The organism is Thermodesulfobacterium thermophilum DSM 1276 (assembly GCF_000421605.1).
Lineage (GTDB): Bacteria > Desulfobacterota > Thermodesulfobacteria > Thermodesulfobacteriales > Thermodesulfobacteriaceae > Thermodesulfobacterium > Thermodesulfobacterium thermophilum.
Map to the genome: position 1 here is coordinate 40,145 of NZ_ATXI01000007.1, position 20,817 is coordinate 60,961.

Consider the following 20,817-nt stretch of genomic DNA (forward strand, 5'->3'; position numbering starts at 1 on the left):
ATATTAAATGATTCCAGGAGGAGTTTATGGAGCCAGTTAAGATTAAAGAAGGGATTTATTGGGTAGGAGCAGTAGACTGGCATGTAAGAAATTTTCACGGTTACACAACCATTAAGGGTACTACCTACAATAGTTACCTTGTGATCGATGAAAAGGTTACGCTGTTTGATACCGTAAAACACGGGTTTGAAGATGAGATGCTTGAGCGCATTTCTAAGATAATCAACCCTGAAAAGATTGATTATTTAGTGGTAAACCATATTGAACCTGATCATGCAGGAGGTTTCAGCTATATTGCTCAAAAAATAAAACCTGAAAAGATTTTTATTACCAAAAACGGAAAAATAGGGCTTTCTGCCTATCTACATAACACTGATTTTCCCTTTGAAGAGGTAAAAACAGGATATGAAGTAAAGATCGGTAAAAGGACCATCCGGTTTATAGAAACCCCGATGATACACTGGCCTGATAGTATGGTTAGTTATATTCCTGAAGAAAAACTTCTTATTTCTCAGGATGCCTTTGGCCAGCATTATGCAACCAGTGTAAGGTTTGATGACGAGGTGGACTACTGTGTTTTAATACAGGAGGCTGCCAAATATTACGCTAACATAGTTTTACCTTTTTCTCCTCAGGTCCAAAAGCTGCTAAAAACCATAAAAGACTTAGGTCTTGAAATAGAAACCATTTGTCCTGACCATGGGGTGGTTTGGAGAAGCAAAATAAATGAGATTATAGAACTTTATGATAAATGGAGTTCTTATAAGGCAGATAATCGGGTGGTGATAGTTTATGATACCATGTGGAAGAGTACCGAGAAGATGGCTTATGCTATCGCTGATGGTATTTTAAAAGAGGGGATAGAGGCAAGGGTGTTTAAACTTTCTGTTTCTGACATAACAGAGGTTATGACTGAGGTTATGCTTGCTAAAGGTGTAGTTTTAGGTTCTTCCACCCTGAACAACAACCTGCTTCCTACTATGGCTTCTTTTTTGACCTATATGAAAGGACTTAGGCCGAGGAAAAAGTTAGGGTTTGCTTTCGGTTCCTATGGATGGAGTGGGGAGGCAGTTGCTCAGCTAAACGAGTATTTAAAAGAGATTCAGGCTGAGGTTATTCATGAAGGGATAAAATGTAGATACGCTCCTACTCAAGAAGTACTTAAAAGTTGTGAAGATTTAGGAAGAATGTTAGCCCAAAAGATAAAAGAGGTATAGAAGAGGTTAATTTTGAATAGTTTTTATCGGAGTTCACTTAAAAAGAGGGTCCTCAGGGCTTTGGAAGAGGATCCTCTTTTTAAGGCAATAGAAACTATAAAAACATTTCCCCCTTCTAAGGTGGTAAGTTTTCTAATAGGAGCTTTTTTGCATAAAGATGAAATGGTACGATGGAAGGCTATAGCTTGTTTTGGAGTGGTTGTAAAGAAAATAGCAGATCAGGAGATAGAGAAGGCAAGGGTGGTAATCAGAAGACTTATGTGGATGTTAAACGAAGAGTCAGGAAGTATGGCTTGGGGGGTTCCTGAAGGATTTGCTGAGGCGATGTTTTATTCAGAGGTTTTGAGAAAAGAATATCTTTCGATTTATGTTTCCTACATCTGGGACCCAAAGGATGAAAGAAAATATAAGGCAGATAATTACTTGGAGTTCCCTCCGGCTCAGAGAGGGGTAATCTGGGGGATAGGGAGATTAGCTCAAGCTAAGACCGAAGACCTTATAGAAAGAAAGGCACATGTTTATTTATATGATCACATCTTATCTACAGATAAGGTGGTAAGCTTTTTAAGTTTATGGTCTCTTTCTCAGATTTCTCCTGATTTATCTCTCCTTAACTTAGACCCAACTCCAATAAAACAACGGTTAGAAGGTTTTAAGAAAGAGGGATTCCAGTTTCTTATGTTTGATGGTCAAGATATCCGTTATAAAGATTCAGAAAATTTGGTTTTTAGGGTTTAATTTTTTAAAAATTGTTTTATATTTATCTCGCTATGAAAACAGCAGCTCAAGTTTATAAAAACATAGACTTAGAAAAAATGCTAAACTACTTTTCTGAACAACTTCAAGATTTAAGGGGGTGCCTTTGACCCTGATTCCATCAAAATACGCCTTTCTCAGATAGAAGAAATTTTTCAAAATAACGACATCGATTGGGAATCACCTTCTATTAAGAATCTTCTTAAAGAGCGTGCAAGCCTGATAGAAAGATTAAACCTTTTTGAAGATTTAGAAAAAGATTTTCGAAATCTTTCTGAGTGGTATGAACTCTACAAAGAGGAAAAAAGTCCAGATTACTTAGAAATCCTTTTTGAAGAGATAGAACAGTTTGAAAAAAAACTAAAAAAAGAAGAAAGCAAGCTCCTTCTTTCCGATGAGTATGACTATTCTTCTGCTATTTTAAGCATCCATGCTGGTACAGGAGGGACAGACGCGCAGGACTGGGCTTATATGTTGCTAAAGATGTATGTTAAGTGGGCTGAAAAAAAAGGATTTTCGGTAAAATTGGTAGACAGCCTTCCTGGAGAAGAGGCAGGTATAAAAAACGCGGTAGTTTTAGTAGAGGGTCCTTGGGCTTACGGATATCTTAAAGGAGAAAAAGGTGTTCATAGGTTGGTAAGGATTTCGCCTTTTGACGCCAACGCAAGGAGACATACCTCTTTTGCTTCGGTAACGGTGATTCCTGAAATAGAGGAAAACATAGAAGTGGAAATAAGGCCCGAAGACTTGAGGATCGAAACCATGAGGGCAGGAGGTCATGGAGGTCAGCATGTAAACAAAACAGAAAGTGCGGTTAGAATTACTCACATCCCTACAGGGATAGTTGTTACTTGCCAAAATGAGAGAAGCCAACATCTTAACAAGGCCATAGCTTTGAAGATATTAAAATCAAGGTTATATCAATTAGAAAAGCAGAAACTTGAACAGAAAAAAGAAAGCCTGATCGGAGAGAAAAAAGAGATAGGTTGGGGCAATCAAATAAGAAGTTATATCTTACATCCCTACAGGGTGATTAAAGACCATCGTACCCAGTTAGAGGTTTTTAAGGTAGAAGATGTTTTAGACGGAGAGATAGACGACTTTATCCGAGAATATTTACTTTGGGATGCAAAACAAAGGCTTAACCATAAAAATTAAAAATAAGAGGTGCCTTATGGATAAACACAAGGCCTTGGTAATGTTAGAAGACGGAACCTACTTTTGGGGAAGGTCTTTTACCATAACCGGGGAAACCTATGGTGAGATAGTGTTTAACACTGGGATGACTGGTTATCAAGAAATACTCACCGATCCCTCTTATTATGGTCAGATAGTAACCATGTCTTACCCTCTTATCGGAAACTATGGCATCAATTTTGAGGATATGGAAAGCGAAAGTATTCAAGTAGCAGGTTTTATCGTAAGAGAATATCAACCTTTTTACAGCAACTGGAGGGCTGAAAAGTCCTTAGGAGAGTGGTTGACTGAAAATAACATTTTGGCGGTAGAGGGAATAGATACCAGGGCTTTAACCAGGCACCTTAGACTTTACGGTTCTATGAAGGGAGGAATAACCACCGAGACTTTGGATCCTAAAAAATTTTTAGAAAAGATAAAAGAAAGTCCTGATTATGTAGGTAGGGATTTAGTCCAATATGTTACTTGTAAAGAGCCTTATTATTACGGAAAACAGGGGAAGGAAAGGATAACCACTTTTAAGGGGGAAGCTAAGTACAAAATAGCGGTGTTAGACTGTGGTTTAAAGTTTAATCAATTAAGGTTGTTTGTAGAAAGAGATGCCGAGTGTTTGGTGTTTCCGTGCTATACCTCAGCTGAAGAGATCCTTGCCCATAACCCTGACGGAATTTTCCTTTCTAACGGTCCAGGAGACCCTGCACCTTTACAGCATATCGTAAAAACGGTAAAACAACTCTTAGGTAAAAAACCCCTTTTCGGTATATGTTTAGGTCATCAGATTTTAGGACAAGCCTTAGGAGCTACTACTTATAAACTAAAGTTTGGACATAGAGGCATAAACCATCCTGTTTTAAACCTTATAAACAAAAAGGTAGAAATTACCTCTCAAAACCACGGTTTTTGCGTTAAAAAAGAAGAGCTTCCTAAGGATACGGTGGTTACACATGTAAATCTTAACGATGATACCCTTGAAGGAATTTTTGTGCCAGACCTTAGGGCAATGTCAGTCCAATACCATCCTGAAAACGCCCCGGGGCCCCATGATTCAGTCTATCTTTTTGACAGCTTTTTAAAGTTGGTGGAGGGGAAGGTTGAAAATATATACCCCTAAGGATTTCCCTTTGCCTTTCGAAACCGCTGTTACCATAGGAAGTTTTGATGGTATTCATTTAGGACACAAAAACCTTTTTAGAGAAACTTTTGCCCTTAGTAAAGAATTAGGGGTAACCCCTTTGTTAGTTTCTTTTGACCCCCATCCTCGAACTGTTTTGTTCCCTGAGGCCAACTTTAAACTTTTAACCACCTTTGAAGAAAAACTTGACCTTTTTTTTCGTCTAAACATAGAAAATATCGCTATAATACCTTTTTCAGTTAGCGTAGCTCAACTTACCCCAGATCTTTTTGTAGAAGAATACTTAGTAGATAACTTTAAGGCTAAAGGGATAGTCATAGGTTTTAACTTTAGATTTGGCAGAAAAAGAGAGGGTGACCCAGAATTTTTAAAAAGATTAGGAGAAAGGTTTGGTTTTGTGGTAAAGATGGTAAATCCTGTTACCGTTGACCATACAACTGTTTCAAGTACTTTGATAAGACAAACCATCGAAAAAGGAGATATAGAAAAGGCCAACCTTTTCCTTGGACATCGCTACTTTCTGATAGGAAAGGTGATAAAAGGTCAAGGGATAGGGAAAAAACTTGGATTTCCTACGGCTAACATAGAAACCCCTAAAAACAAACTTTTGCCTCCCTCAGGGGTTTACGCGGTGTGGGTTTACTACCAAAATCAAAGGTTTAAAGGAGCTATGAACATCGGCTTTAAACCTACCTTTGAACAAAAAGAACTCTCTGTAGAAGTCCACCTGTTAGGATTTAACCAGGAATTGTACGGAAAACAACTTAAGATAGAATTTGTCAAAAAAATCAGACCAGAAAGGAAATTTGGCTCTATAGAAGAACTTAAGACCCAAATTAGTAAAGATTGTGAATTGATAGAAACAATCTTAAACGATTAATCTTTATTTTTCTTCTTTTAACATTTCTACAAACTGATCATAAACATTCATCTTTTTACCGATTTTTTTAGGAATATTAATACCTCTTTTTCTCAGTTCATTTACTATTTTGTTTACTTGAAATTTACTAATCCCTAATTTTTCCGCTATTTCAGATGCACTCATCTTGGCATAATTTTCATACACAAATTTTACATCATCTATGGTAACAAATCTGCTTCTTTTTTTCATCTTACATCTCCCTGGTAGGATTTTGTTATATTATACAATTATACTATAAATCGTAAAGAAAACAACCAGAAAATAGATACTTTTTAAAAGGGAAAGTTATGATAGAAATTGTATATATTAATATTTAGTGTAGCTAATATTTTAGAAATAAAAAACATAAAACTAAAACTGAAAAAAGTACTTGATGAAAACTCAAGAAATGAATCCATAGAAGGTGTAAAAATGCCTGCTGCTCTCCTCTTAAGCACTTTTATGAAAAAAAGGGCACAAATTTATAGGGAGTGTTGCTTTAAAGATAATTAGTTTTATACTAAATTGAGTAAAATTAAAAATGTAGAGAGTTACGATGTTAAAGAAGGTAGCTGTTATTTTTGATGAAATTTTTTTAAAACATAGGGCTGATAATTTTCATCCTGAAAGTCCTGAAAGGCTTAGATTTATAGTGAAGAGACTAAAGGAGAGAGATGTAAACCACATGATAGAGATTTTTCCTCCTGATAGAGCCACTAAGGAAGAAATACTTTGGAACCATACAGAAGGTTTGTATAATTTAATAAAGACCTCTTCAGAAAAGGTTTTTTTTCAGATAGATGGAGATACAGCGGTAAATGAACATTCTTTTGAGGCTGCTTGTTATGCAGTCGGTGCTCAAAAAACAGGATTAAGGCTTCTTTTTGAAGAGGGATTAAATTACGTGTTGGCCTTAGTTAGACCACCTGGACATCATGCAGAAAGAGATCGGGCCATGGGTTTTTGCCTTTTTAACAACATAGCTCTTGCAGCTTATTATGCAAGAAATTATTACGGAATTAAAAGGATTTTAATAGTAGACTTTGACCTTCATCATGGAAATGGGACCCAAAAGTCTTTTTATCATACTGATGAAGTTTTATTTTTCTCTACCCATCAATATCCTTATTATCCAGGAACTGGAAACTATGATGAAATAGGAACAGGTTATGGAAGAGGCTATACGATAAATGTTCCCTTGAAGCATGGATGTGGAGACGACGACTTTATTTTCTTTTATCAAAACCTTCTTAAACCTATAGCGTTTCAATATAAACCTCAGTTAATACTTATCTCTGCAGGTTTTGATTGTATGGTAGGTGACCCTTTAGGAGATCTCGAGGTCACTGTTAAAGGAATCTTCAGGATTACCGAGATCTTTAAAGAGATAGCCTATAATTTTTGTGATGGTAAAATTTTGTTTTCTTTAGAAGGAGGGTATGACCTTAACAATCTTTCAGAAGGGATGGTTACCATAATCAAAAAACTGGTAGAAGAAGAAACAAAATATTCTTCTTATGAGGTTTCCCCTTCCACTTATGCCTTAGAGCTTTTTAGAAAAATCAAGGATTTGTTTTCTTTTAAAGGACTTTGGGAGATTTAAGGTTAAGTGGCTATGGAAGAAAAGGTGTTAGAACTTAAGGTAGAAGAACATGATAGAGGAAAAAGGTTAGATGTTTTTTTAAAAGAAAGAATTTCGGACCTAAGCCGTAGCAGAGTCCAAGAGCTGATCGAAACGTCTTTGGTTTTAGTAAACGGTAGCCCGGCAAAACCAAGTTATAAAATCAAAATACAAGACTTTATTCAGGTTAAAATCCCTGAGCCTAAACCTTTAGAGCTTAATCCTAAGGATGTTCCTTTTGACATAATTTACGAGGATGAACATATAGCTATTATCAACAAACCTGCCGGGATTGTCGTTCATCCTGCCCCAGGGCATTTGGACGATACTTTGGTCCATGGCTTATTAAAAAGACTTAAAAATCTCTCAGCCATCGGAGGGAAAATACGTCCTGGGATAGTACACCGTTTAGACAAGGATACCTCAGGTCTTATGCTGGTTGCCAAAAATGACATGTCTCATAAGTTGCTGGTAGAGGCTTTTAAACAAAGATTGATAGAGAAAAACTATTTAGCTATTCTCTACAAACATCTTAAACCCCAGCAAGGTAAAATAGAAACCTTTATCGGACGCCATCCTACCCACAGAAAAAAGATGGCAGTTCTGAAAGAAGGAAGGCTGGCTATTACTTTATATGAAATAAAAGAGTATCTTAACAAAGCGTCCCTGGTTGTTGCCAAACCTGTTACCGGAAGAACTCATCAACTAAGGGTTCATTTTTCTTTTTTAGGGCACCCAATCCTGGGAGACCCTATCTATGGAGGGTTAAAACCTGATGTTCCTAAACCACCAAGGTTGATGCTTCATGCCTTTCGGTTAAAAATTTTCCATCCTATCTCGAACATAGAGATGGAATTTGAGGCCCCTATTCCTGAGGATTTTCAAGTCTATTTAAACCTGGTTAAAAAATGAAGAAAATAGCCATTACTGGAGGAGTTGCTACAGGTAAGACTTCCTTATTGAACCTTTTACGGGAATTAAGCTGTCCTGTCTTTTCTTGTGATGAAGTAGTAAAAAAACTCTATGAGCAACCTGAGATTAGAGAAAAAATTTACCAGTTGTTTGGGACTTTGGATAAAAAAAAGATTTTAGAAAAAATCATATCAGATGAAAAGGCAAAAAAGTCTTTAGAGGAGGTTTTGCATCCAGCGGTCAGGGCTGAATTAAAAAGCTTTTTTGAAACCTGTAGGCAAAAAGGAGAAAAGGTGGTTTTTGTTGAGGTCCCGCTTTTGTTTGAATGTGGATGGGAGGAGATGTTTGATGAGGTTTGGGTGGTTGTTTGTTCCTCAAAAACCCAGCAAGAAAGGATTAAGACAAGGTCAACCTGTCCTGAGTTGGTGTTAAAACTGGCAAGCTTACAACTTCCCTTAGAAGAAAAAGCTAAAAGGGCTCATAGAGTTTTTTCTTCAGAAAAACCTTTAGAGGTTCTTAAAGAAGAAATTAAGACTATTTTAAAGGAGTTTCGATAAGACTAATCCCTTGCTCTGTGTACCCATGAAACATATAAGAGTCTCCTAATTTTTTAACATTTAGCTCATGAAGGCGTACAGCCTCTTTAAGAGTTGGTATTGGATCTCTCTCTATCGCAGAAATTCCTTTTTTATCTCCAATAATCATAGGACCGATCATGTAACAGACCTCATCTACCAAACCTTCTTCTAAAAAACTACCATGAACTTTGGCGCCTCCTTCAACCATTATAGAGTTGATACCATGTTCTAAACATTTTTCCATCAAAAAGTTCAGGTCTACTTTGCTGTTTTTTAACGGAAGTTTCCAAACGAGAACCCCTGCGTTTTGAAAGGCTTTTTCTTTTTCTTCGGGCACTTTTTCCTGGCATACTATAATCGTTTGAGCTTCATCTAAGGTTTGAAAGACCTTATAATCCAAGCCAAGACTTAGATTGGTATCAAGAATAATCCTTATAGGGTTTTTTCCTTTTTTTAACCTGCAGGTAAGAAGGGGGTTGTCTTTAACTACCGTGTTTTTTCCAACCAGGATGGCATCAAACATTCCTCTTAGCTTATGGGCGTATGCTCTTGCTTTTTTCCCGGTTATCCATTTTGAATCACCGGTAGAAGTAGCAATCTTACCGTCTAAGCTTGCCGCAACTTTTAGTAAAACCCAGGGTCTTTTTCTTAGGATTCTGCTAAGAAAAAAACGGGTTAAAACTTTTACTTCCCTTTCTAATACCCCGGCGTTGACTTCTATTCCTTTTGAAGCAAGAAACTCAAGGCCTCCTTTAGCTACAGGGTTTGGGTCCCTTATTCCACAGACCACCTTTTGGATACCACTTGCTAAAATTTTTTCAGTGCACGGAGGGGTTTTCCCATGATGGTTGCAAGGCTCTAAGGTAACATAAAGGATAGCCCCTTGGGTTCTCCCCTTTGCTTTTTCTATGGCTACTACTTCTGCATGAGGTCCTCCGTAGTGCTTATGATAACCTTTGGAGATTACTGCTTGAGTAACAGGATCTACCAGAACTGCCCCTACCACCGGATTAGGAGAAGTGTAGCCTAACCCTTTTTCTGCCTCTTTGATAGCAAGTTTCATGAAAAATTCGTCAGACAATTTTTCCATCGTTTATTTTTTTCTTGGCTTTAAAGAAGAAATGTATAGAAAAGTTTGAAGTTTCATCCAGTCGATCTCTTTCTTTTCTGCAGGTTCTTTGCTACTTTCTTTAGCCAGCTTGATTTTTTCAGCTACTTTGCAAAAATATTCGTCAGGAATGTTTATAGGGCCTTTTCTTATCTGGTTTAGATGAAAAAGAAGGGTTGAAAGTTTTTTAACCTTTGAATAAGCATCTTGCAAGTCTTCTTCTAAAAGTTCTTCTAATTTAGCGATCTCTTTTCGAAGCTCTACTTCCTTAGGGAGAAAGCCTGCGTTTTGAAGTATTTTATAGACTATCTTTAGGTCTTCAGGAACAAAAGGATTTTCTTCAAGTTTAAGGGGTTTCCCTTTAAGCTCAAGATGGTCAAACTCTCCGTTTTCCATGGCTTCTCTTATTTTTTCTTCGGCCAACTTTTTAAAAATAAGAAGGCTCATGGTTTAGTTTAGGTTTTTTATTTTGGTTTCGGCAATGCCTTTTAAAATCTCATCTTGGGTTTGATTTAGAACTTTTTGATAGGACTCTTTTGCTATCTGAGTTTTACCGATTTTTTCTGCTGCGCGGCCTAAGTCTAATAGTATTAAATTTTGAAGGTCAGGATATTTCTGGTTGATTTTTTGGTAAAGTTCAAAGGCCTGGTTCCAGTTGCCTTGAGATTCTGATATCTTAGCTTGATAGTACCAAACAAGTCCTTTTATTTTTTCAGGATATTTTTTCTCTAAAACAGGTAAAAGTTCCTGGGTTTTGTTAAAATTCTTTTGTTGGTAATAATAGTCTGAGAGGATTATAGCAGATATTAATCCAGCTGAGGTGTTTTTATGTTTTTTGGTTACCTCTTCTAATGAGGCTATCAAGTTAGGGCTGCTTACAGCTTTTAAAAGTTCAAAAGTAGCTTCCTTTTCTTTTTTAGCAAAATAGTATTTAACCCCACCCCATAAAATTCCTATACCTATAAGAATTACCACACAGGCTAAGATAAGCCTTAGATAGCGGTCAAAAAAATGTTGCAATCGTTCTGTATAGTATAAAAGTTTGTCTCCTAAGTTCATGGTCTATCCCTCAAGTCCACCAAAATAATCATCCCAGTTAAAAATAAGAGGCTCTTGCCCTTCTTTTAAAATCTGATAATCTCCAACTTCTCCGATTACTATGATGTGGTCTCCTGCTTTACATTCTCCGTAGATCTCACACTCAAAGTAGGCTATGGCGTCTTTTAACACAGGCATCCCGTTTAACGAAAAGGTATAAGGTATGTTTTCGAACTTATTATAGGTTTTTCCGCTTTTAAACCCAAAGTGTTTAGCAAGGTCCTGTTGCCCTTTACCTAAGACGTTGATGCAAAAAAATCCAGATTCTTTGATAAGTTCATAGGTATACCTTTGAGGAGCAATCGAGACGGCTATGAGTCTTGGTCTGAAAGATACTTGAGACACCCAGGCTGCTGTCATCCCGTTTATCTTATCGTTAGCTTTAGAGGTAACGATAAAAACGCCTTGCGGAAGATATTGAGTTATTATTTTTTGAAGCCCCATCGTTTCCCTCCTTGATAAACTTAAAGCTTATATTATTAATTTTACTATAATTTTAGAAAAAGGGAAATGCAGCCTCTATTTTAGGATATAAAAGACATGAGAACAGAGTGGTATAAATTTTTAAGTGTTAAAGGAGATTTATGTAGCTTAAATATTGGCTTTTCTTAGAGATTATTTTATTCTTAAGGTAAGAGACTATGCCCTAAAAGATGGAATTAAATATAAACTCTCACAGGGAAGGTTTTATGGGTAAGAATGTTAAGAAAAAAGTATACGGGAATCTGGATGGTATTATAGATTTTAAAAGTAGTCGGTTGGGTTTTTAACGAAGAAAGGCCAGAGGAAAGGGTTGAGGCGATAGTTTTGATTGACGGAAGAACCTGTAACTGAGGGGGTAGTCGATCGGTTTAGAGAAGACCTAAAATGATTATTATTCTTGTAGAGATGTTTTGTTTTCACCTGACTGTCCTCTTAATCGTTGTGTCACTCGAGGGAGGGCAGTTGCTTAACCTACCCAACCAGGTTTATTAGAGAGCAAACAGGTGGCTTTTAAAATGCCAGATGGAACCATAAAGGTAATAGGTGATCCCGAATATCATGGTAATCCTCAGGATCCCAAAAATGGATCCTTAGTTACCTGGAAATACGGGTATGACTTACCATACCTTATTCAAAAGAGAACAGGATTTGATGTAGAGGTCTTTAGATTTCAATCTCTTGATATCGCAGTCTGTGGGCTCTATACAGAGGTTTATTTATGTGGAAAAAGATAGTTTATGTATAGGAGAAAATGCCGGGGGCGGGAGTCGAACCCGCACGGGGGTGAACCCCAGTGGATTTTGAGTCCACCGCGTCTGCCAATTCCGCCACCCCGGCGGAAAAATTTATCAAAACTTATTTTAATAGAGTTTGAATTTTTGGCAAGACCTATTATACTTATTAAAAAATTTTTTTAAGGGGTGGTATTATGGCTGGACATTCCCATTGGGCACAGATAAAGAGAAAAAAAGCTGTTCAAGATGCTAAAAGAGGTCAAATATTTACTAAACTGATAAGAGAAATCGTTATTGCTGTAAGGGCAGGGGGAAGCGGAGATCCTGAGTTAAATCCAAGGTTGAGGGCAGCTATCCAGGCGGCAAGAGCAGCTAACATGCCCAAAGAAAACATCGAAAGGGCCATAAAAAAAGCCTTAGGGCAAGAAGAAGGGACTAATTATGAAGAGGCGGTGTTTGAAGGGTATGGTCCTGGCGGGGTTGCCATCTTGGTCCATGCTATCACCGATAATAGGAGAAGGACTGTTTCTGAGGTAAGACACATTTTTAGTAAACATGGGGGTAATTTGGCAGAGCCAGGGGCAGTTTCTTGGATCTTTGAACACAAAGGATTGATCGTTGTACCTAAAAAGGATGAAGAGAAGGTTTTAGAGATAGCTATAGAAAAAGGGGCAGAGGATACCAAAGAGTATGAAAGTGAGGTCGAAATCATCACCGAGCCTTCTCAGTTTGAAGAGGTTAAGAAAGCCTTAGAAGAGGCTGGGATTGAAATCCTTTCTGCCAAGCTTACTTTGGTACCAAAAACTTTTGTTCCTATCTCAGATGAACAAACCGCAAACACCCTCTTAAAACTTATCGAAGCACTGGATGATAACGACGATGTTCAGCAGGTATATGCTAACTTTGATATCCCTGAAAATATCATGGAAAAACTTAATAGATGAAAATTTTGGGGATAGACCCTGGGCTCAATCATTTAGGTTATGCCTATGTGGAAAAATTTCAGCAAGGATTTAGGGTGTTAACCTGGGGGACCATCAGTCCCCCTCAACATTTAACCCTTCCTCAAAAGCTGGTTTTTATCTTTGAGAACCTTAAAGAAATCATAAATAAAATTTCCCCAGATTATTTGGCGTTAGAAGAGGTTTATACCCGAGGGGTTGGAAATGCGACCCTAAAGCTTTCGCAGGCTCAGGCCTTGGTTTTGCTTCTCTGTGGGCTTTATAACCTTAGGTTTAAAGTTTTTAATCCTAAGGAAATAAAAAAGTTTCTGACCCAGAATGGAAATGCTGAAAAACAGGATATGGTTTCTCAAATTCAGTGGTTGAGAAAACACGGGGTTTTATCTTTTGTGGAAGATTTTGAGGAAGATTCGTTAGACTCTCATAAGGTGGATGCCTTAGCAGTGGCTCTTTTACTTGGTTTTGAATTGGGAGGTTAATTTTGTTTTTTGCAGTCTCAGGAGTTCTAAAAACCGTAAATCCTCCTAATAAGGCAATCATAGAAATTTTACAGGTTTTTTCCATAGAGGTTTTTGTGCCTTTAAACTTGGTAGAGCCGCTTAAAACTAAGTTTATTGATAAACCGATAACCATGTATTTGGTTAGTTTTATAAGAAAAAACGAATTTTTAGAGCTTTATGGGTTTTTAGACAAAGAAACCAGAGAGCTTTTTATAAAACTGAACACCCTTTCTAAGGTTGGTCCTAAACTTGCCTTAAACATACTTTCTGTCTTTTCTCCTGAAGAGCTAAGACAAGTAATCCTTGAAGCACGTTGGAAGGAACTTGCAAAAGTGCCAGGTATTGGCCCAAAAAGGGCAGAAAAACTGTTTTTAGAACTAAAGAACCTATTTTTAAAACCCAGCCTCAAAGGGATAACCTTACCTCCAGAAAAAGAAATGATCCTTGAAGAGGCTAAAAGCTGTCTTTTATCCTTAGGATTTAGTTCTAAAGAGATAGACTCTGTTTTGTATAACGTTTTTGAAGAAGGGGTTACCTTAGACGAACTGATAAAAAGGGCTTTAAAGGAACTTGCACCAAGTGTTAAAGAAGAAAGGTTTGACTAAAAACTACAGGGGGTATTAAGATGGACTGGGAAAGGTATTTTATCAAGCCCGAAGAGGCAATTCTGATTGTGGTAGATGTACAGGAAAAGTTGGTGAGAGCGATGGAAGAAAAGATAGTTTCTAAGATAATAAAAAACATAACCATCTTGGTTGAGGTAGCTAAAGTCTTAGGAATACCTGTTATCCTTACCGAACAATATCCTAAAGGGTTAGGACAAACCATAGAAGATTTAAAACAGATTCTTCCGGAATATCATCCTATTGAGAAGATAACCTTTGATTGTTGTGCCGAAGAGAAATTTTTAGAGAGTTTGAAATCTTATGGACGTAATAAAGTAATTCTGACAGGGATGGAAACCCACATTTGTATCTATCAAACTGCCTTAAGCCTTCTTTCGAAAGGATATTTTGTGTTTTTACCTAAGGATGCTGTATGTAGCCGTAAAGAGGAAAACTGGAAGACAGGCCTTCAGCTTAGCATACTTGCAGGGGCTTTGCCTGTTGATACCGAAACCATCACTTTTCAACTTTTACAAAAAGCAGGAACCGAAGAGTTTAAAAAATTATCGGTTTATTTTAAATAAAAATGGATAAAAAGAGACGAAACTTTTTAAGGCTTTTTTCTTTAGGTGTTTTGGGTTTTTTAACCTATGGAGCTTTTAAAAACCTAACTAGTTTATCTTCTCCCCCACCTAAAAAGGTTATCGTTCTTTTTGAGGAGATAGAAAAAGCTAAAGATATACTTTTTAAAGAAAACTTTATTGTGATAAAAACAGGCTCTAATTTTAAAGTCTTTTCCAGGAAGTGTCCTCATTTAGGCTGTTTGCTTAACTATTCTCCTGAAGAGGATCTGATCGTCTGCCCCTGTCATCAAAGTAAGTTTAATCTTTCTGGAAAGTTTATCTCTGGACCTGCAAAAAAGGACCTTACTACATACAATTACAGACTTACTTCTCAGGGTTTAGAGGTTGAGGTTTTTTAGCTTTCCCACCTCTCCTAAGCTCAACTTGTTTATAGCCAATCTCTGTTTGATAAGCCTTATAATCTCCATTTTATCTGGGATGGTGGTTAGTTATCATTACTTTTATACCGAACCTCTCTACAGCGTAATTCGGTTAGAGTCATCGGTGCCTTTTGGCAGGTTTTTTAGAAGCCTTCACTACTTTTCTTCTCAACTTGCTTTAATCTCAACTTTTTTCCATCTGATAGATAGCCTTTACAAAGGATGGCATCATAAAAAGAATTTTGTTGCCTGGTTGTTTTTGGTGTTAAGCTTTATCGTCCTTATTTTTATTACCTTTACCGGTTATGTGATAAGGTTTGATGAGGTAGGGAAGCTTGCAGGAACCATAGCTGAAAATCTTTGTTTAAGCATACCTTATGTAGGAGGAGTCTTAAGAGACCTTTTGTTCCCAATCTCTAAAGGAGGTCTTTATAGAGTTTATTTAGCCCATATTTATGGTTCTTTTTTATTAGCCATAGGGCTTTTTGTTTGGCATGCCTCGATTAAACGGGTTTTAAGCCTTAAATATGCCCCTTATCTTTACCTAAACCTGATTTTGCCTCTCATCTTTTATGTTCCTCTTGAGTCAGAGAAAGGGAAAACGATAGTTACTGGTCCATGGTTTTTTTGGGGAGCTCAGGGACTTTTAAAGTTTTTACCCCCTTTGGGAGTGCTTTTTTTACTTTTTTTAGCGGTTGTTTGGCTTATTCTTTTAGGTTTTAAGCCTGCAAGAAAGTTCAGCTCCTGGGTAGGTGGTATTTTAATATTATGGTTGTTAGTTTATGTTATTTTTAGTCTTATCATCTACAGAGATGCCCACACTTAAACGTTTAGCTAAGACTAAGTCATTTTGGATTTTATTAGGATTAGTTATCTTACTCTGTTTGTTCTATTCTGAAGCTAAAAAAGATAGACGGGAGGTTGCTAAGTTAACCTCAGGTGAAGTAGAGTTATGTATTACTTGTCATCAGGAGGTAGTTCCTGAAAAGGTGCACGACAAAAAGGTCGTTGGTTGTTCTTCTTGTCATTTAGGGAATCCCTATACGTTAGACCTTAAAGAGGCCCATAAAAACATAGTAAAAAACCCCGGGGATCTGAGATATGTTAATCTTACCTGTGGACAACCAGGCTGTCATCCTACTGAGATATCGAAGGTAAAAAATTCTCTTATGGCTACCAACCATGGAATGATAAAAAGAGTGGTTGAAGTTTTTGAAGAAAAAGAGGTTTTATCTTTATATCCTAAGTTGAGTGTGTCTCAACTTTATCAGAGTGAGGTTTATCATAAAACCCGAAACAGCTTAGGTTTAGACTATTACCGAAAACTTTGTGGCAGTTGTCATCTTTGGTTAGAAAAGGGAAAACTCCCCTATTTTCTGAAAGAAAAAGGAGGGGGATGTACTGCCTGTCATTTGGTAAAAGAGGAAGATGAGGGCCTCAATTCTTCTCGAAAAACCCATCCTAAACTGGTTAGATATCCTCCGATGGAAAACTGTGTAAGATGCCATAACCGAAGTGGGAGGATAGGTTTTACCTACCAAGGACTTTATGAAAATGAGCAAGGAGGGGTAGGAGATGAAGTTTGGGTTGACGGAAGATGGTTAGATCGGGTTTCTCCTGACATTCATTTCCAAAAAGGGTTAAACTGCGTAGACTGCCATACTAAAGAAGAGGTGATGGGAGATGGGAATTTTTACTACAGTTTGCATGAGGCTTTAGAAATCGAGTGCCAAACCTGTCATGGAGGAGATGGGACTACTAAAAAAGGAAGAAAACTAAAAAATTTTCAGAAAAAAGGGACTAAGGCTTATTTAGAAATAAAAGGTTCTAAAAAATTACTTTTAATCAAAAAACCGGTTAGAGTTTGCAGCCTTTCATATCATAAACGATTAACCTGTGTAAGTTGTCATGCCAAACATATGCCTGATTGTTACGGCTGTCATATCAAATATGACCCAAGAGAGACCCATCTTGACAAAATACTTGCTAAGGAAACGAAGGGGCTTTGGATAGAGCATGAATCTTATAGAAGACTTGCACTTCCTACTTTAGCGGTGGAAGATAATCAAAGAGTGGTTACCGTTACCCCAGGCTGACAGGATTTTATCACCATCCTCTCAGAGAAAGGAGAGGTAAAAAAAGAAATAACAAGCCTTACCTTTGCTAAACTGAACCCTCATAGCACAGGGAAACAGGGGCGTTCTTGTAAAAGTTGCCATCAAGACACAAAAACCTTAGGGTTAGGGTATGGAAAGGTGGTAAAAGGTAAAAACTCTATAGAGGTTGTAAACTTAGAAAAACCTTTTCTAAAATCTCCGCGGGTTTGTCTTTCTCAGATGGTTACCCTTAACGGAACTAAGCTGGTCAATTTTCCTCAGCCCAATCTTCGTCCTTTTTGTCAGGAGGAACTGGTAAAGATTTTAAGGGTGGGTTTTTGTCTAAACTGCCATTCTGAAAAGGATAAGATTTTTAAAAAATGGCCTCCTAAAAGGGTTTGCCCTTATGCAAAAGAATTGAAAAGTAATTTCTAAGAATCTTTTGAGTTTAAACCCTGGGTAACTTTAGGTATCAAAAGAAAAGCAGGAAAGGAGATCAAAAAGGTTAGGCCAAAAAATAGGGTATAACCTAAATAGGTGGTTAAAAGACCTGACAATCCTCTTGATAAAGTTAAAGAAAGACTGAAAAGGGTAGAAAAAACCGCGTACTGGGTTGAAGAAAACTCTTTTTGACAAAGCTTGGTAAGAAAGGTAACAAAGGCTGCTGTGCCAAGGCCTCCGGTAAAGCTTTCGATTATAGAGGCTAAATAAACGGTCTCTTTGGGAAGGGCTGGGATCGAGGCAAAGGTATAACCTAAGTTAGAGAAGGCTTGAAATAAGCCTAATGTTAGCAAGGATTTTTTGACGGTCCATCTGCTGGAAAGATATCCTCCTAAAAGGGACCCAAGGATGGTAAGAAGGCTTCCGATAGAGCCTGCAACTAACCCTATTTCTAACCGAGAAAAACCTCTGTCCACCCAAAAGGGATAAACCATCGCCCCAAGCAAAGAATCCCCTATTTTGTAAGTAAAGACAAACAAAAGAAGGGTGAAAACCCCTTTCCTCTTTAGTATCTCAGCGATGGGTAGAATAAACTGGTCTTTTAGAGAATAAGTTTTTTTAGGTGGGTTGTGTTTAAGAAAAGGGTTGAGTAGTAAAAACAGCCCTATGGATAAACCTGTAAGAAAGATTAGATAAAATACCGGTTTAAACCCCAAGTAATGGCTTACTGCAACCAACCCACCTCCAAAAGTAATCAGAGCTAATCGATAGGCTGCTATCCTTAGGCCATTGGCTTTTCCTAAGGTAGCAGTAGGGATCCACTCTACCACAAAACCATCGGCAGCGGTATCAAAAACCGAGGAAAAAAAACAAAGCAGGGTAAGCAAGATGAAAAAGGTGATCCCTTGAGGAGGAATAAAGGCTAACGATAAGATAACTATTCCGATGCTTATTAAAGATATGCCCATCCAAAAAGTTTTATTAAAATACCGGTCTATCAAAGGAGCCCATAAAAGTCTTAGACTCCAGGGCAAACTGGCTAAGGAAAAAAGTCCGATGTGTACTAAACTTATTCCTTCTGTCCTTAAAAATACAGGAATAAAGGTATAGAAAAACCCAAAAGGAAGGCCTGAAAAGAAATAGATAAGACTTAGATAAATAAGTTTTTGAGTTTCTTCTGGGAATTTTCGCATACAACCTACTATTTTACAACCAATTTTTAAGATTGGCACGTTATTTTTTGTCTGGGTAAAATCCAAAAATGTTTTAAAATATGATCAAAAAGGAATTAGGGGGCTTTCTTAAATGCTTTATGAAATAAACGTAAAAGTTCCCACAGAAAAAGAGGAAGAAATAGAAGAAGTGCTTTATCAGTTACTTTCTCAAGGATGGGAAACAGCCTATCAGGAAGACAGGGTGGTTTTTAGGTTTTACTTTAAAGAGGATAGTCCAGAGTTAGAAGAAGTTGAGAAAACTTTAGCTAAATACCCTTTTGTGGAGTTAGAATATAAAGTTTTTGAAGAAAAGAACTGGGCAGAACTTTGGAAGGCAAACTTTAAGCCTTTAAAAGTAGGAAAACATCTTTGGGTTATTCCTCCCTGGGAAGAAGGGTTTAGCACCCAGGGTGAGGTGGTGATTTTAATAGAACCAGGGCAGGCCTTTGGAACAGGGCATCATCCTACCACCCAGATGATGCTTGAATACATAGAACATTTTGCCTTGACTAAGGGACAAAACAGTCCTTATAAGGTGCTTGACCTTGGCTGCGGGACAGGTATCTTGGCCATAGCCTGTGCTAAGCTTTTACCTAAAGCCAAAATCTGGGCAGTAGACATAGATGAAGAAGCTCTAAAATCCTGTCTAGAAAATCTTCAGTTAAACCAGGTAGAAGGAAGGATTATTATAAGTAAGGAAGTCCCTGCCGAAAAATTTGATCTGATACTTGCTAACATAGGTTATAGAGAGCTTAAAAATCTTTCTCAAAAGATGGTTGAAATCTCTGAGAAAGGAAAAACAAATATTTTTTTAACAGGTATCCTAATCGAAGATGCAGAGGAGATGTTAAGAATATATGAAGCTTTAGGTTATCGGTTGGTAGAAAAAAAGTTTTTAAAAGAGTGGGCCTTTCTGTGGATGGAGTTTTAAGGTGGTGATAACCTATGTCTTATGGCTCTGGCCAAATTCTTTATCCTTTCTATGTCTTCCCAAACAGGGTTTTTTAAGGCAGGAAACACCGAGTTGTTATGGAAGATAGGGTCATCTTCTATGGGATAGCGGGAGTAAATTTTAGCCAGTTCAAAAAAAGGAGTCCCTGGGATAGGCGAAAACTCTGCTAAATAAGGGCTTACTCCTATTTTTTCAAGGAAAAATAGGGCTTTTTCTACTTCTCTAAAGTTTTCTTCAGGGATACCGTAAAGGACATAAGCCCCTATTTCTTTAGCAGTAAATTCTGCCTGTTTAAGGTAAGAGACTGCCTCTATGAATTCTTCAAGAGTAACTTTATGGTCAAACCGATTTTCTACCCTTTCAAGCCCAAGTCTTATGGTTTTAAATCCTGCCTGTTTTAAAAGTAAGGCGACCTCTTTATCTATAAACCTTGCATGCACTGCATTAGGGGTATGAAACCTTATGTTAAGTTTGGAATCGATAACCTTTTCTAAAAAGGGTCTTAATTTTTTTTCAAAATTAAAAAGTAAGGCATCGTCATAAAAAGCAAAATCCTTAACTCCGTAGGTTTTGTGCCAAAAAATTACCTCCTCCCAAAGCCCTTCAGGAGATCTTTCTTTATAGTAAGGATAAAGCCTTTTAGAGGCACAGTAAGGGCAGTTAAACGGGCACCCCAGACTGGTCATTATGATTACGTAAGGTATTCGGGTTTGCAGGTCAAACACAGGATAGTCATGAATAAAAGCTGGGCCAGAAGGAAAGAACTCTTTTTGGACCTCGGCGAGGAATTCTTCCTCTTCTTGGGTAACCACAACAGTTTTTGTGTCTGGATAGTATGATAAAAAATGTAGGAGGTGGTCTTTACAGAGTTTGGCGTAGATTCCTCCTATGTAAATCGGGGTTTGAGGATAATTTTTAGCAAAAAAATCTATCAGACAAAAAAGCCCAGGATACCAGTAGGTAAGGGTGGTGGTAATAAAGACTGCTTTAAATTTAAGACGAGATATCTTATGCTTAAAGGTTTCGAAAGGAAGTCCATAGCGATAAAATCTTCTTGGAACGTCTTGAAAAAAACAAGGCTTTGGCACAGGTTGTTTATAAAAATGTCCTGTGCCAAAGTCCCTTCTTTTAGGAAGCTTAGGTAGTTCTTCTGCAAAGGGGTCAAGCAGGTCTAAATAATAAATTCTATATCCTAACTTTCTTAACTTACCCCCTATATACAGTAACCCATAAGGTTTAAGCCAGAAATCATAGGCAGAAAAGTCATATATCCAAGGATTAATAAATAAAAAATCTACTTCCAACTT

General features: G+C 37.4%; 25 protein-coding genes and 1 tRNA gene. 18 read left to right on the forward strand and 8 right to left on the reverse strand.

The window, feature by feature from the left end:
• Positions 1-26: 26 nt before the first annotated feature.
• From H529_RS0104260 to H529_RS0104285, 5 genes are all read left to right on the forward strand, one after another.
• Positions 27-1,217 carry an FprA family A-type flavoprotein gene (locus tag H529_RS0104260; RefSeq protein ID WP_022855309.1) on the forward strand — a complete coding sequence of 397 codons (1,191 nt, stop codon included), beginning with the start codon at positions 27-29 and terminating at the stop codon, positions 1,215-1,217.
• Positions 1,218-1,277: 60 nt separating this feature from the next.
• Positions 1,278-1,955, forward strand: a complete 678-nt coding sequence (locus H529_RS10090; RefSeq protein ID WP_155984463.1) for a DVU0298 family protein — start codon at positions 1,278-1,280, stop codon at positions 1,953-1,955.
• Positions 1,956-1,987: 32 nt separating this feature from the next.
• A protein-coding gene (gene prfB, locus H529_RS10095; protein WP_169342980.1) for a peptide chain release factor 2 occupies positions 1,988-3,131 on the forward strand; the annotation gives its coding sequence in 2 pieces (ribosomal slippage) (positions 1,988-2,080 and positions 2,082-3,131; 1,143 coding nt in all).
• A gap of 16 nt (positions 3,132-3,147) precedes the next feature.
• Positions 3,148-4,281 carry a glutamine-hydrolyzing carbamoyl-phosphate synthase small subunit gene (gene carA, locus H529_RS0104280; protein ID WP_022855312.1) on the forward strand — a complete coding sequence of 378 codons (1,134 nt, stop codon included), beginning with the start codon at positions 3,148-3,150 and terminating at the stop codon, positions 4,279-4,281.
• The gene (locus H529_RS0104285) at positions 4,262-5,182 is read left to right on the forward strand and encodes a bifunctional riboflavin kinase/FAD synthetase (protein ID WP_022855313.1); all 921 of its coding nucleotides are present in this window, start codon (positions 4,262-4,264) and stop codon (positions 5,180-5,182) included. The genes carA and H529_RS0104285 overlap by 20 nt, the downstream gene beginning before the upstream one ends.
• A 3-nt stretch (positions 5,183-5,185) precedes the next feature.
• On the opposite strand, the gene H529_RS0104290 is transcribed toward H529_RS0104285, so the two are convergent.
• Complete coding sequence (locus H529_RS0104290; protein WP_022855314.1) at positions 5,186-5,413, reverse strand: winged helix-turn-helix transcriptional regulator; 228 nt, start codon at positions 5,411-5,413, stop codon at positions 5,186-5,188.
• A 346-nt stretch (positions 5,414-5,759) separates the two neighbouring features.
• Between H529_RS0104290 and H529_RS10100 the strand changes: the two genes are divergently transcribed.
• Genes H529_RS10100 through coaE form a run of 3 tightly spaced genes read left to right on the forward strand, consistent with a single transcriptional unit; the run spans position 5,760 to position 8,293 of the window.
• Positions 5,760-6,806 carry a histone deacetylase family protein gene (locus tag H529_RS10100; RefSeq protein ID WP_022855316.1) on the forward strand — a complete coding sequence of 349 codons (1,047 nt, stop codon included), beginning with the start codon at positions 5,760-5,762 and terminating at the stop codon, positions 6,804-6,806.
• Positions 6,807-6,818: 12 nt separating this feature from the next.
• Entirely contained in the window at positions 6,819-7,736 is a 918-nt protein-coding gene (locus tag H529_RS0104305; RefSeq protein WP_211209640.1) for an RluA family pseudouridine synthase, read from the forward strand.
• Positions 7,733-8,293 carry a dephospho-CoA kinase gene (gene coaE, locus H529_RS0104310; RefSeq protein WP_028843047.1) on the forward strand — a complete coding sequence of 187 codons (561 nt, stop codon included), beginning with the start codon at positions 7,733-7,735 and terminating at the stop codon, positions 8,291-8,293. The genes H529_RS0104305 and coaE overlap by 4 nt, the downstream gene beginning before the upstream one ends.
• Here the strand turns inward: coaE and ribD are convergent.
• Genes ribD through H529_RS0104330 form a run of 4 tightly spaced genes read right to left on the reverse strand, consistent with a single transcriptional unit; the run spans position 8,271 to position 10,964 of the window.
• A complete protein-coding gene (gene ribD, locus H529_RS0104315; protein ID WP_022855318.1) occupies positions 8,271-9,404 on the reverse strand; it encodes a bifunctional diaminohydroxyphosphoribosylaminopyrimidine deaminase/5-amino-6-(5-phosphoribosylamino)uracil reductase RibD in 1,134 nt (377 codons plus the stop codon). The two genes, coaE and ribD, sit on opposite strands and share 23 nt — an antisense overlap.
• A 3-nt stretch (positions 9,405-9,407) precedes the next feature.
• A complete protein-coding gene (locus H529_RS10105; protein WP_022855319.1) occupies positions 9,408-9,869 on the reverse strand; it encodes a DnaJ family domain-containing protein in 462 nt (153 codons plus the stop codon).
• Positions 9,870-9,872: 3 nt separating this feature from the next.
• Entirely contained in the window at positions 9,873-10,481 is a 609-nt protein-coding gene (locus tag H529_RS0104325) for a tetratricopeptide repeat protein (protein WP_022855320.1), read from the reverse strand.
• A 3-nt stretch (positions 10,482-10,484) separates the two neighbouring features.
• Positions 10,485-10,964: a flavin reductase family protein gene (locus H529_RS0104330; RefSeq protein ID WP_022855321.1), complete on the reverse strand. Its 480-nt coding sequence runs from the start codon at positions 10,962-10,964 to the stop codon at positions 10,485-10,487.
• Positions 10,965-11,518: 554 nt separating this feature from the next.
• On the opposite strand from H529_RS0104330, the gene H529_RS0104345 reads away from it, so the two are divergent.
• Positions 11,519-11,737, forward strand: coding sequence for a hypothetical protein (locus H529_RS0104345; RefSeq protein ID WP_022855323.1), 219 nt, complete (start codon positions 11,519-11,521; stop codon positions 11,735-11,737).
• An 18-nt stretch (positions 11,738-11,755) separates the two neighbouring features.
• Here the strand turns inward: H529_RS0104345 and H529_RS0104350 are convergent.
• Positions 11,756-11,840, reverse strand: a tRNA-Leu gene (locus H529_RS0104350).
• Between the two features lie 91 nt (positions 11,841-11,931).
• Here H529_RS0104350 and H529_RS0104355 point away from each other — a divergent pair.
• The 8 genes from H529_RS0104355 to H529_RS0104390 all read left to right on the forward strand — a co-directional run bounded on the left by H529_RS0104355 (position 11,932) and on the right by H529_RS0104390 (position 17,338).
• Positions 11,932-12,681, forward strand: coding sequence for a YebC/PmpR family DNA-binding transcriptional regulator (locus H529_RS0104355; protein ID WP_022855324.1), 750 nt, complete (start codon positions 11,932-11,934; stop codon positions 12,679-12,681).
• On the forward strand, positions 12,678-13,178 hold the full coding sequence (locus H529_RS11190) for a crossover junction endodeoxyribonuclease RuvC (protein ID WP_022855325.1): 501 nt from the start codon (positions 12,678-12,680) through the stop codon (positions 13,176-13,178). Before H529_RS0104355 ends, H529_RS11190 begins: the two co-directional genes overlap by 4 nt.
• A gap of 2 nt (positions 13,179-13,180) precedes the next feature.
• On the forward strand, positions 13,181-13,804 hold the full coding sequence (ruvA, locus tag H529_RS10115) for a Holliday junction branch migration protein RuvA (protein ID WP_022855326.1): 624 nt from the start codon (positions 13,181-13,183) through the stop codon (positions 13,802-13,804).
• A gap of 20 nt (positions 13,805-13,824) precedes the next feature.
• Positions 13,825-14,388 (forward strand): hydrolase, encoded by a 564-nt coding sequence (locus H529_RS0104370; RefSeq protein ID WP_022855327.1) that lies wholly within the window; start codon positions 13,825-13,827, stop codon positions 14,386-14,388.
• 2 nt (positions 14,389-14,390) lie between these two features.
• Positions 14,391-14,786: a QcrA and Rieske domain-containing protein gene (locus H529_RS0104375; RefSeq protein WP_022855328.1), complete on the forward strand. Its 396-nt coding sequence runs from the start codon at positions 14,391-14,393 to the stop codon at positions 14,784-14,786.
• Complete coding sequence (locus H529_RS0104380) at positions 14,773-15,633, forward strand: cytochrome b N-terminal domain-containing protein (RefSeq protein WP_022855329.1); 861 nt, start codon at positions 14,773-14,775, stop codon at positions 15,631-15,633. Before H529_RS0104375 ends, H529_RS0104380 begins: the two co-directional genes overlap by 14 nt.
• The gene (locus tag H529_RS0104385; RefSeq protein WP_022855330.1) at positions 15,590-16,903 is read left to right on the forward strand and encodes a hypothetical protein; all 1,314 of its coding nucleotides are present in this window, start codon (positions 15,590-15,592) and stop codon (positions 16,901-16,903) included. Before H529_RS0104380 ends, H529_RS0104385 begins: the two co-directional genes overlap by 44 nt.
• Before the next feature lie 159 nt (positions 16,904-17,062).
• A complete protein-coding gene (locus H529_RS0104390; RefSeq protein ID WP_022855331.1) occupies positions 17,063-17,338 on the forward strand; it encodes a hypothetical protein in 276 nt (91 codons plus the stop codon).
• On the opposite strand, the gene H529_RS0104395 is transcribed toward H529_RS0104390, so the two are convergent.
• Complete coding sequence (locus tag H529_RS0104395; RefSeq protein WP_022855332.1) at positions 17,335-18,537, reverse strand: MFS transporter; 1,203 nt, start codon at positions 18,535-18,537, stop codon at positions 17,335-17,337. The genes H529_RS0104390 and H529_RS0104395 overlap by 4 nt on opposite strands.
• 112 nt (positions 18,538-18,649) lie before the next feature.
• Here H529_RS0104395 and H529_RS10120 point away from each other — a divergent pair, with 112 nt between their 5' ends.
• A complete protein-coding gene (locus H529_RS10120) occupies positions 18,650-19,489 on the forward strand; it encodes a 50S ribosomal protein L11 methyltransferase (protein WP_022855333.1) in 840 nt (279 codons plus the stop codon).
• Here the strand turns inward: H529_RS10120 and H529_RS0104405 are convergent.
• The gene (locus tag H529_RS0104405; RefSeq protein ID WP_022855334.1) at positions 19,486-20,814 is read right to left on the reverse strand and encodes a B12-binding domain-containing radical SAM protein; all 1,329 of its coding nucleotides are present in this window, start codon (positions 20,812-20,814) and stop codon (positions 19,486-19,488) included. The two genes, H529_RS10120 and H529_RS0104405, sit on opposite strands and share 4 nt — an antisense overlap.
• Positions 20,815-20,817: the final 3 nt, after the last annotated feature.